Raw genomic sequence first — 11,959 nt, forward strand, 5'->3', positions numbered from 1 at the left:
ATAGTTTTGAAGCCTTTTCGAGTCTTCACGTTGAACCACAACATTGGATGTATTGAAATTCACAGTTAAAGGGTCGGCTATTTGGTCGGCTTCCGGTTGAACCACAACATTGGATGTATTGAAATTAAGCTTTCATATTCCAAGCATCATAAGCTTTATGTTGAACCACAACATTGGATGTATTGAAATAGCCTTATATCATTATAAGACCTTCCAGACATAAATGTTGAACCACAACATTGGATGTATTGAAATATAGATACAGTGTGATTTTCAAATGTTCTAGGGTCTGTTGAACCACAACATTGGATGTATTGAAATGAAGGGGACTTCATTTTGGACTAACTGCGTAGATCGTTGAACCACAACATTGGATGTATTGAAATTCATATTCGATATTAAAAATATCACAGAATTTAAAGTTGAACCACAACATTGGATGTATTGAAATTGATTTATAATATAACGGCTTCTGCGGTCAACTTCTGTTGAACCACAACATTGGATGTATTGAAATTTCCCTTACCCACGCTTTGTTTTTTAATCGGACCACGTTGAACCACAACATTGGATGTATTGAAATAAGAAGTGCCGTCAAAGGACTACCCAAGTATTCCAAGTTGAACCACAACATTGGATGTATTGAAATATGATTCCAACAGTAATTAGCTTCTTAATTGCTCGCAGTTGGACCACAACATTGGATGTATTGAAATGAGGGTTCTAAAGGACTTTCTTCAAAACTTTCCTCGTTGAACCACAACATTGGATGTATTGAAATATAAATTTCTCATTCATATCATACGTCTTTACACGAGTTGAACCACAACATTGGATGTATTGAAATATATTAATCTCACCGCATGAATAACACCGATAATCGGTTGAACCACAACATTGGATGTATTGAAATTATACTTGTCCACTTTTGATATATCGTACACATACGTTGAACCACAACATTGGATGTATTGAAATATACCTAGTACATCACAACCACCAAAGCAACCACCGTTGAACCACAACATTGGATGTATTGAAATTTCAGTAGCGGGTGGGGTTGTTTCATCGCTACAAAAAGTTGAACCACAACATTGGATGTATTGAAATGTAACAATAGGCCAATATCAAAAAGTATTATATTGCGTTGAACCACAACATTGGATGTATTGAAATTAATAAGTTCCTCCTCTTATTAGGTATACCTTATTAGTTGAACCACAACATTGGATGTATTGAAATTAGCTGGATGGATTAACATTCCCATTTACCCCTACATGTTGAACCACAACATTGGATGTATTGAAATTTAGGAGGTTTTTCGCACTCTTCTTCTTCTGGCTCTTGTTGAACCACAACATTGGATGTATTGAAATATAGAATCTGCAAGATACTCATATGATTGTTTAGCGTTGAACCACAACATTGGATGTATTGAAATTTCATAGGTATCTAACAGCTCGTTGTCGTCAAGTTTGTTGAACCACAACATTGGATGTATTGAAATTGAAAAGTATGAACTGTAAGAACTTGCTTTAAAATTGTTGAACCACAACATTGGATGTATTGAAATCCGATATGAGGAACTAAAGGACCTATGTTCTCTTGGTTGAACCACAACATTGGATGTATTGAAATTGATTAATGGCAATATCCACTGATAGACCAGTAGCCGTTGAACCACAACATTGGATGTATTGAAATAAGATAGTGACTCATAAATCTCTTGATTGCTTCTTGTTGAACCACAACATTGGATGTATTGAAATATGATGCTATAAAAGAAAATGGAGTCCCAGAGGAGCGTTGAACCACAACATTGGATGTATTGAAATATAAAACCGCACTCGGTTAGTATTGACGGCATTTGTTGAACCCCAACATTGGATGTATTGAAATCTAACAAACTCATGGAGAAAGGTGAAATCGAGCTTAGTTGAACCCCAACATTGGATGTATTGAAATTTTGGTAGCAATAGCTTTTTTCCTCTGCAATGTTCAGTTGAACCACAACATTGGATGTATTGAAATTTTCGACGTCAGCCTATAATCGTATGAAAATGGACGTTGAACCACAACATTGGATGTATTGAAATTCACAACTGTTAATGCCATGCCGAGTAGAATAATCGTTGAACCCCAACATTGGATGTATTGAAATGTGTTATGGTTTTAAGATCTTTAAGTTCAAGACCTGTTGAACCCCAACATTAGATGTATTGAAATATGCAAGGAATACTTCGATTAGGTAGAGAGCTGTAAGTTGAACCACAATATTGGATGTATTGAAATATCTCTAAGGCTCTTGCTAGTGCGATAGCTTTACCTAGTTGAACCACAACATTAGATGTATTGATATTAATCAGCTGCCATTAAACCATGCTTTACTAGTTTATGTTGAACCACAACATTAGATGTATTGAAATTAAAGATATTAAATATTCGAGATGAATTAGGACTCATTGGAAGAGGTTGAACCCCAACATTGGATGTATTGAAATTTTTATTCACCTACTTGGTATTGTGCGTTGGTGTCGGTTGAACCACAACATTAGATGTATTGAAATAACGGTAAAATCTTATAGATGCTAGCGCCTTTTATTCGTTGAACCACAACATTGGATGTATTGAAATAACGCTTGCTATAGAAGGTCTACAAGCCGAAATGTGTTGAACCACAACATTGGATGTATTGAAATTTGGTCTCTTGGATCAGCTCCATAAAATCGATTCGGTTGAACCATAACATTGGATGTATTGAAATAATAAATAATCCAGAAGGGTATTTCTAAAAAGCTCAGTTGAACCACAACATTGGATGTATTGAAATAGTAGTAAGAGAAAATAATGAAAAACATTCAGCCTCGTTGAACCATAACATTGGATGTATTGAAATTTAGCCACTAACGTTCCTGTCTGAAGAGTTTCAGGTTGAACCACAACATTGGATGTATTGAAATATACAAGCGATTGAACGGTTGAGTAATGAGCTATAAGTTGAACCACAGCATGGGATGTATCGAAATTATTTTAAGTCTGAAAATCTAGCGAAAATGCAAGAAGTTGAACCCCAACAATGGATGTATTGAAATAAGTTCTTCATACGAATAATCTTCGGACATGTGATAGTTGAACCACAACGTTGAATGTATTGAAATTCAGAAACAACGAAAAGTGGGCCATTTGAAATTCTCGTTGAACCCCAACATAGGATGTATTGAAATATCCAGAGAATAGTGTTTTCACTTTGATAAAGCCGTTGAACCACAACATGAAAAGTAATGAAATAGGGAGATGAAGAAAAATTTAATTGGCACTTAATGTTGGAGCATAACATGAAATGTATGTATTGAAATTAAAAAGATTGTATCCGATGTTTGAGCCGGTTTACGTCGAACCACAACATGTGGTGTATTCAATCGCTTACCGTAATGGCTATGGTTGAACCATGGCTATCGTTGAACCGGAATATGAAATGTATTGAAATTAATAATGAATTGAAAATTAATGATGAAATTATCGTTTTGAACCACAACATGGGTTGTATCGACATACATATATTTTGACAAATTACTGCGAGTGACATCATAATTGATCTACAAGAAATCATTGACTATACCAAAGCGGTTAAACGATGCGGCAGAGTCAGAAGGATTCATTTTTCTCAGCTTCTTCAATTTGATAAAAAAAACGATTAGACGTTACGAACCACCCTTATTAAAGGGAAGTATCCAACCAAAAAAGCAGCCGCTTATCGGCTGCTTTTCTTTACGAAAAGTCTCTTTCAGCGTAGTGAAACGAATAAAAAAGACTAAACTTCTGTATACCCCGCGCACTCTCCACACTAGCACTTGCTGCAATCTGAAACGTCTCCAAGTCTCCTTGTTCCTTTGCAATGATCGCATCAATTGCATATGGCATCCAACCAGGTAGCAGGTTCGCTTTTAATGTTTGGGCTTCCTCATATTTCCCTTGCAAAGCTTTTGCATAAGCAATGTAGTATGTACGAAGTGGCTCTTTACTTACTTGTTCAGCAAGTCTTACAAACGAAGAAACATCCTTTTCATATAGTGCTAAATTAGCTTTGTAAACTTGTTGCATATAAGGTTGTTTATATTTCTTTAGGACGCCATTAATCGCTTGCGCAATGGCTTCACGATGGCCCGTTTTTATGGCAAGTGCATAAGCAAAAAGCGGCTTTTTTTTATTTTCCTGTAAATAACGCTCAATTCGTGCAAGTTTATTCGATTTGTACACAATATACATCTGTGGTCCAACCAATAAAACAAAAAACAACACCACAACACTCAAATAAATTAGCCAAAAGGGAAGGTCCGAAGCACCCATGACAACGGAGAGTACCGTACCTAGTAAAATAATCAAAACATATCTAAGAATTTTCATATTTACCTCTTTTTTCTTTTATTATACCAAATCCACATATAAATCTCTTATTGTATTTTCCAAAAGAACAGCATATAATAATAAAAAATAAATGCTATTAAAACAAGGTTAATTACTATAAAGTGTTCTTTCCAAAAATACAATTGTTTTCGAGAGGGAGTAGACAGCATGAAAAAAATTATGGTCACCGGAGCCTTAGGGCAAATTGGTTCAGAATTAATCACCAAACTTCGAAAAGAATATGGTGCAGAAAACGTACTTGCAACAGATATTCGAGAAATCACTTCTGAAACCACGAAAAGCGGCCCTTTTGAAGTATTGGATGTTACAGACGGAGAAAAAATGCATCAAATTGCAAAGAACTTTGGAGCAGATACCATTATGCATATGGCTGCACTTTTATCGGCGACTGCAGAAGCGAAACCACTATTTGCATGGAACTTAAACATGGGTGGGCTAATGAATGCGCTCGAAACTGCTCGCGATTTAAATATGCAATTTTTCACGCCAAGCTCAATTGGAGCATTTGGACCTTCTACTCCCAAACAAAACACACCTCAAGACACACTTCAACGCCCGACGACTATGTACGGTGTAAACAAAGTGTCAGGAGAATTACTATGTGATTATTACTTCCATAAGTTTGGATTAGATACACGTGGCGTACGTTTCCCGGGACTGATTTCGAACGAGACTTTACCTGGTGGCGGAACGACTGATTATGCAGTAGATATTTATTACAAAGCGTTAGCAGAAGGGAAGTACACTTCTTATATTGCGGAAGGTACTTTCATGGATATGATGTATATGCCGGATGCACTGCAGGCGATAGTAGATCTAATGGAAGCAGACGCGTCGAAGTTAATTCACCGCAATGCGTTTAATGTAACAGCGATGAGTTTTGAACCAGAACAAATTGCTGCATCTATTAAAAAAGTAATTCCAACATTTACAATGGAGTACGATGTAGATCCTGTGCGCCAAGCGATTGCAGACAGCTGGCCGGATTCAATTGACGCTACTGTAGCAAAAAATGAGTGGGGCTTTACTTATAAATACGATCTAGATGCAATGACGAAAGATATGCTAGAAAAATTAGCAACTAAAAAAACAGCGAACTCCTTGTAAAAGGGTTCGCTGTTTTTTATTTCTTAAGAGACTATAAAATTGATCACATGTAGATAGCTTACTATGAGTACAATTACATCCAGACTCCAGCGCCTTGCCCCTCGGGGTCAAATGTGAAAAAGCTGTGGCTTGGGAGCTGCCTCCTCGCTTTTCCTCATTTGCCTGTCGGGGCAGACATAGGCGCTTCCGCTTTTGTTCTTAGAACAAAATATGTGCTGCCGCTGCAATAATAGGAAATGCAATAAGTGTACGTAGTAGGAAAATAAAGATTAAATCTTTAAAGTTAACGGGAATTTTCGAACCAAGTAACAATCCACCAACCTCAGACATATAAATGAGCTGCGTTACAGACATTGCGGCGATGAAGAATAGTGTCTTATCTGACTCGATTCCACCGCTTAGTAGCGTCGGTAGGAACATATCCGCAAACCCGACAACCATTGTCTGAGCCGCCTCGGCAGCTTCCGGAATGCCAAAAAGCATTAATAAAGGTTCAAAAGGTTTTCCTAAAATCGTGAAAATTGGTGTGAACTCTGCAAGCATTAGTGCGATTGTACCGAAAGCAAGCACGACTGGTGCAACACCGATGTATAAATCGATAACATTTTTAATCCCATCTGAGAAGAACTTCTTAATGGAGCGGTTATCATTCGCTTTCACAAGCGCATTTTCTAAACCATGTGTAAAAGCATTATAGCCTTCAGGAAAATCTTCAGCTTTTAAATCTAGCGGACGACCATCAATGTGTTCCTCTGGTTTACCACGTAATGGATAAATTCTAGGCATGATGAATGCTAATACAAAACCGCAAAGCAGAACGGTAAAGTAAAATGGCAAGAAATAGTTAGAAAGACCAACCTCATCAAGTACGACGATACAAAATGTGATAGATACCACTGAAAATGTAGAACCAATAATGGTTGCTTCTTTTTTCGTATAATAGCCTTCTTCATATTGTCTTGCTGTCAATAAAACTCCAATAGTTCCGTCACCAACCCAAGAAGTAAGGGCATCTACCGCAGAACGTCCTGGAAGCTTGAAAAGCGGACGCATAATTTTTACTGCCATTGTACCGAAAAACTCTAGTAATCCAAAGTTCAATAAAAACGGCAATAATAGACCTGCGAATAAGAAAATCGTAAATAAGAATGATACTAAACCATCTGGGCTAAGTAGCATTCCACCAGTATTTTCATTCCAAACCGCTTCCGGTCCCATTTGGAAGATGATTAATACAGCAAAAACAGCACCAACTACACGAGTAATGGTCCAAAATATCGATACCTTAAATAATTGGTTAATAAATGTATTTTGCTTAGGCAAAAATAGAAATATAACTGATCCAATTGCCGCAATCCATATCATTACTAATGCAATCCATTGCACGAATGGAGAAATTGCATTAGATAACATATTAGAAAACAACGCAATCGGAATTTTAAAGCCTTCCGAAGTAGGAAGGGGAATCATAAACATAATAACTCCTGCAATCGATGGAAACAGGAACAAAAGCCATGTAGATAAAGAAAACTTCTTCAATGTTATTGCCCAACTTTCTATGAATGAATAAATATGCGTAGTGCCAAGTCATTTATACATACTAATTCATTTGCATAGAGAAGTCTATATAAACAAGGGATGTTCTATTATTCGAAATCTTTGTTGAAATCGTACGTATAGAAGCGTTCGAAATGCAGCCAATTTTCTGCTTCCGGCTCACCATCCGCTAAGCGTTTATCCATTTCTTCTAGCATCCATGCCGTCTGCGAAATATGTGCGCGCATCGCACCCATTTTTTCTTCTCTCGACTCCTTGATATTATGCACAATATCTGGTTCTCCTAAAGCTTCCTTGGTATCATTTGAAAAAGCAAGTGCATAAATAGTAGGACGAGCCTCTTCTGGCATGCGGCGAATTGCACGGATCATAGCACGCCCAGTTGCATCATGATCAGGGTGGACCGCGTAGTTTGGATAGAACGTAATAACAAGCGATGGATTGGTATCAGCAATTAAATTTTCCATCATTTCCACCATTTTTTCATCATCTTCAAACTCCACTGTTTTGTCACGGAGCCCCATCATGCGAAGATCCGTTACGCCCATTGCTTTGGCAGAAGCGAGTAGCTCCTCTTTTCGAATTTGTGGAAGTGTTTCACGTGTCGCAAAAGGAGGGTTTCCTAAGTTTCTTCCCATTTCGCCTAAAGTTAGACACGCATATGTAACCGGAATTCCTTGTTTTACGTAAGTTGCAATCGTGCCGGAAACGCCGAAAGCTTCGTCATCTGGGTGAGGGAATACAACAAGTACATGTCGTTCCATTGGTAAAGTCATTTGTTTGTCCTCCTTAATAAGTGAATGGTGTTTTACTGATTTGTAGTGCTACTGCAAGCTTTCCATTTTGGTCATGTCCTGCCATTAGTAAGCGATCATGTTCGTCTAATTCGAAATGCGTAATACCTTGAGCGTATACCCAGCCATGCGGTAGTTTAAGGCCGACACGATGCGGTGCTTCACCCGCTACTTTTCCAAGCTCATATCGAAGCATGACATTGCGGATAAAAGCCCCTGCATTGAATACCTTTTCATCAAAATGAGATGCATATGCACCATTTGTAGTTTCTAGATGTATATACACATCTTCATTTGCAAATTTATTCAAAAGTACTTGTAGTTGTTCTACTTTAACAAGTTCCATTTATATATAGCCTCCTAACATAACGTCTTTTATAAGTATAATGAAAATAAGTTTGGGAAGCGAATGATTGAGATGAAAAACTCGCAAAGTCAGTGAGACTTTGCGAGTGAATAATTTCTTATACAGTAGTTGTCGTTACTTCTGGTGCCCCGTATTTACCTTTAGCTCCGTGAAGTACTGGTCCTACATATTGGTTTAGTTTCCAACCATGTGCAATAGCGGCTGAAACGAATTCTTTTGCTTCGAAAACAGCATCCGCAACTGATAAACCATTTGCCAAGTTAGCAGTCACCGCGGCAGCAAATGTACAGCCAGCTCCGTGGTTATAAGTTGTATCTGTTTTTTCTGTTTCTAACAATGTGTGGGTTTGTCCATCATAGAAAAGATCGACCGCTTTTGTGTGTGCTAATTGTTTGCCGCCTTTGATCACAACATTTTTAGCACCAAGTGCATGAATTTTCTCCGCAGCAGCTTTCATATCGTCAATTGTTTTAAGTGTTCCCAGACCTGAAAGTTGTCCAGCTTCAAAAAGATTTGGAGTAACGACTAAAGCACGTGGTAGTAGGTTAGTAATCATCGCATCCACTGTGCCTGGGTTTAATACTTCATCTTCACCCTTGCACACCATAACAGGGTCGATTACGACATTGTTTGTGCCAGACGCTTCTATGATGTTTCCAGCTGTTTCGATAATTTCTTCTGTACTTAGCATACCCGTTTTAATCGCATCGACATTTGTCGATAAAGCGGTTTTAGCTTGTCGTTTTATCTCTTCTACTGGAAGAGAAAATACACCATGGCTCCAACCGTTATCAGGATCCATCGTAGCAACAACCGTTAGAACGTTCATGCCATATGTACCATGCTCTTGGAATGTTTTTAAATCTGCTTGTATACCAGCTCCGCCTGAAGTGTCAGAGCCTGCAATTGTTAGTGTTTTTTTAATCGACATTTTAGCGTTTCCCCTTTTGATAAAAAGTTAATATTTTTCATTATATCAGACAATAGTCGAAACTTAAATTAAGGAAGTTTCGGAGCCGTTAATAATTTCAGCAGAATGAAAATGAAAAGAGCTGCGACGAAAAAAGTGATAACAGACCCGAATTTAATATCATTAATAAATAAGGAGATTGCTAAAAATAGAAGAAAGCCAATGAATAGTAGCATGCCCACTGTAAAACAGCCAAGCCCAAAGCTTTTCGCACCATTAGAAACTTCATTTGTACTAGCTGCTTGTTCAATTTTTCTTAGTTTCTCCCGATAATGTAAATCAGCCATACACATATCACCCTTTTTTAGCTTAACAGATATAGAATAGTTGTGAAACGGACAATTTTTTTGTACTGTTAACGTAGTAGATTAAGAGGAAAAGAGAGATGATATGCGAAAAGATGACAAAATTCGAGAAATGGAGAAACTTCTAGCAGAATTGAAAGCACAAAAAAACGAAACAACTGCAACAATAGCAGAAAATCCTTCTAGACAAGGGTTTGGCTTTGGGAAAATTCCACGTGCTTTATATAGATTTAGAACGAAATCGATTATCCTTATTGTAATAATTGTTCTCCTCTTGTTAGCTGCATTACCATTTGCCGCTTATTGGGCGATTCAAGGTAGTACGTTTACGGAGAACAAAGGTTCAATTGTCGAACGAGTACAGGCACTAAATGAATTGTCGACCGCTGAAGCCTATACAAAAGTAATTATTGAACGACAGGATAATCAGTTATTCGGCAAGGAAATCGGCATAGACTTACCAGGGACAAAAAGGCAGCTTCTTGTTGTGGTGCCTGGAGCTGTTCGTGCAGGAGTAGATTTCTCTCAAGTGACGGAATCGGATATTAAAGTGGACGACGAGAATAAGACGGCGACACTTACATTGCCGATGCCACAATTTCTAGGTGGACCTGAAATTTTCTTCGACCAAGTAGAAGTATTCTCATATGAAGGATTATTTCGTGAAAAAGCGGATATAACAGAGGCATACGAGCTTGCAGAAACAGCGAAAGAAATGATGAAGGAAGAAACGATGGAACAAGGCATTTTACAGTTAGCGGAAGAAAATGCGGAGAAATCTGTGAAAGAGATGTTCCAATTAGTAGATTACGACGTACAAGTTCAGTTTAAGGATAAGGAGTGATGCGCATTGCCAAACTGGAAAGAAGTCTTAGCAGATGAATGGGAAAAGCCATATTTTTTGGAACTCCAATCTTTTTTAGATAAAGAATATGCAGAACAAACAATTTATCCAAAACGAAAGGATATTGGCAACGCATTTCGTGCAACGCCTTTTGATGAAGTAAAAGTAGTAATTTTAGGACAGGATCCCTATCACGGGGAAGGACAGGCGCATGGGATGAGCTTTTCGGTAAATCCTGGAGTTCGCATACCACCGAGTTTACGCAATATGTTTAAGGAGCTCGCGGATGATATAGGATGTCCTATTCCTTCGAACGGCTATTTATTGAAATGGGCACAGCAGGGGGTTTTATTGCTTAATACGGTAATGACCGTACGAGCAGGGCAAGCTAATTCACATAAAGGAATGGGTTGGGAAACGTTTACGGATGAAGTGATCAAGCGTCTATCGGAAAGAGAAAAGCCGATTATCTTTGTCCTCTGGGGAAGACCAGCTCAAATGAAGAAAAAGCTTATTGATACGAAAAAACATATGATTTTAGAATCTCCACATCCAAGTCCGCTAAGTGTGCATCGAGGATTTTTTGGGAGTAAGCCGTATTCTAAGATAAATGCGCAGCTTGAAGCATGGGGAGAGACCCCAATCGATTTTTGCTTGTGATTATGCTATTATATGGACGGGAAAGCGAGGGAGTAATTTGGCAGTAAACTGTTTTAAATGCCGCCACTTTTTTACTACATGGGATGCGAGACATCCACGTGGGTGCAAAGCTTACGGATTTAAAACGAAAGAGCTCCCATCTGCATTAGTAAAGCGTACCTCGGGCATGGAATGCTTGAAATTCGAACGAAAGCAAGAAGAGGGGCAAAGACGATGATTTCAAATGAACATATTTTCATGCAAATAGATAAACAGCTTACGCTAGCCAAAACAACTGGTAATGAACAAACGAAAAGAGAAGCACTCGCTGCAATACGAGCATTATGCGATTTAGCGTTAGAATCCGGGGGAACATCGCAAGCTTCACCAGTTGTCCAAGCGGTAGCCCTAGCCCCAGCAATACAACAGCCGGTTGCATTAAAAGAAGACGATGCAAACGGAGAGTCATTATTTGATTTCTAAATAGAAAGATAGAAAGTAGGAATGATTGTGAAATTATTTATCATTGCAGGAGCTATCAATGGATTTTTGGCAGTAGCATTTGGAGCTTTTGGCGCACACGCTCTAAAGGAAAAACTATCGGAAAAGTATTTAGCGATTTGGGAAACGGCTGTACAATATCAAATGTTCCATGCACTGGCATTAATCGCAATCGGCATTTTGATGAGTAGCAAGATACTTGGACCTGTTTCATCATTAAATACAGCAGGCTATTTAATACTAGCAGGAATCATTTTATTCTCTGGTAGCTTGTATGTATTGAGTTTAACTGGTATTGGCATTTTAGGAGCTATTACTCCGATTGGCGGCGTAGCATTTTTAGTAGGATGGATTATGATTATTGTTGCTGCTGCGAAGTTTGCGAGTTAATGAAGTGAATAGCGTAACAATGACAACAAAGAGACTTATCCTTTAAATTCGGATAAGTCT

General features: G+C 38.2%; 11 protein-coding genes and 1 CRISPR repeat array (1 of these 12 cut by a window edge). Of the genes, 5 read left to right on the top strand and 6 right to left on the bottom strand.

Going from position 1 to position 11,959, the window contains the following annotated elements; genetic code table 11:
* A CRISPR array of direct repeats spans window positions 1–3,092; the repeat unit is 30 nt; unit sequence GTTGAACCACAACATTGGATGTATTGAAAT; it begins 297 nt to the left of the window's first position.
* A gap of 676 nt (window positions 3,093–3,768) precedes the next feature.
* The gene (locus tag ACIP9W_RS06450; protein ID WP_400787343.1) at window positions 3,769–4,404 is read right to left on the bottom strand and encodes a hypothetical protein; all 636 of its coding nucleotides are present in this window, start codon (window positions 4,402–4,404) and stop codon (window positions 3,769–3,771) included.
* A 168-nt stretch (window positions 4,405–4,572) separates the two neighbouring features.
* On the opposite strand from ACIP9W_RS06450, the gene ACIP9W_RS06455 reads away from it, so the two are divergent.
* Entirely contained in the window at window positions 4,573–5,532 is a 960-nt protein-coding gene (locus ACIP9W_RS06455) for an L-threonine 3-dehydrogenase (protein WP_400787346.1), read from the top strand.
* 198 nt (window positions 5,533–5,730) lie between these two features.
* Here ACIP9W_RS06455 and ACIP9W_RS06460 read toward each other — a convergent pair whose 3' ends face one another.
* The 5 genes from ACIP9W_RS06460 to ACIP9W_RS06480 all read right to left on the bottom strand — a co-directional run bounded on the left by ACIP9W_RS06460 (window position 5,731) and on the right by ACIP9W_RS06480 (window position 9,507).
* Window positions 5,731–7,071: a YjiH family protein gene (locus ACIP9W_RS06460; RefSeq protein WP_400787349.1), complete on the bottom strand. Its 1,341-nt coding sequence runs from the start codon at window positions 7,069–7,071 to the stop codon at window positions 5,731–5,733.
* Window positions 7,072–7,178: 107 nt separating this feature from the next.
* Window positions 7,179–7,865, bottom strand: coding sequence for a bacillithiol biosynthesis deacetylase BshB2 (bshB2, locus tag ACIP9W_RS06465; protein ID WP_400787352.1), 687 nt, complete (start codon window positions 7,863–7,865; stop codon window positions 7,179–7,181).
* Between the two features lie 13 nt (window positions 7,866–7,878).
* The gene (locus ACIP9W_RS06470) at window positions 7,879–8,229 is read right to left on the bottom strand and encodes a YojF family protein (protein WP_400787355.1); all 351 of its coding nucleotides are present in this window, start codon (window positions 8,227–8,229) and stop codon (window positions 7,879–7,881) included.
* 118 nt (window positions 8,230–8,347) lie between these two features.
* A complete protein-coding gene (gene thiD / locus ACIP9W_RS06475) occupies window positions 8,348–9,181 on the bottom strand; it encodes a bifunctional hydroxymethylpyrimidine kinase/phosphomethylpyrimidine kinase (protein ID WP_400787357.1) in 834 nt (277 codons plus the stop codon).
* Window positions 9,182–9,249: 68 nt separating this feature from the next.
* Window positions 9,250–9,507 carry a hypothetical protein gene (locus tag ACIP9W_RS06480; protein WP_400787360.1) on the bottom strand — a complete coding sequence of 86 codons (258 nt, stop codon included), beginning with the start codon at window positions 9,505–9,507 and terminating at the stop codon, window positions 9,250–9,252.
* A gap of 103 nt (window positions 9,508–9,610) precedes the next feature.
* Between ACIP9W_RS06480 and ACIP9W_RS06485 the strand changes: the two genes are divergently transcribed.
* From ACIP9W_RS06485 to ACIP9W_RS06500, 4 genes are all read left to right on the top strand, one after another.
* Entirely contained in the window at window positions 9,611–10,369 is a 759-nt protein-coding gene (locus ACIP9W_RS06485; RefSeq protein ID WP_400787361.1) for a DUF4230 domain-containing protein, read from the top strand.
* 6 nt (window positions 10,370–10,375) lie between these two features.
* Entirely contained in the window at window positions 10,376–11,029 is a 654-nt protein-coding gene (locus tag ACIP9W_RS06490) for a uracil-DNA glycosylase (RefSeq protein WP_400787364.1), read from the top strand.
* Window positions 11,030–11,242: 213 nt separating this feature from the next.
* Window positions 11,243–11,491 (top strand): YwdI family protein, encoded by a 249-nt coding sequence (locus ACIP9W_RS06495; protein WP_400787367.1) that lies wholly within the window; start codon window positions 11,243–11,245, stop codon window positions 11,489–11,491.
* Between the two features lie 27 nt (window positions 11,492–11,518).
* Entirely contained in the window at window positions 11,519–11,899 is a 381-nt protein-coding gene (locus ACIP9W_RS06500; protein WP_142537999.1) for a DUF423 domain-containing protein, read from the top strand.
* Window positions 11,900–11,959 lie beyond the last annotated feature (60 nt).

This window comes from Psychrobacillus sp. NPDC093180 (assembly GCF_044754065.1).
In the GTDB taxonomy this organism is placed as follows: Bacteria; Bacillota; Bacilli; order Bacillales_A; family Planococcaceae; genus Psychrobacillus.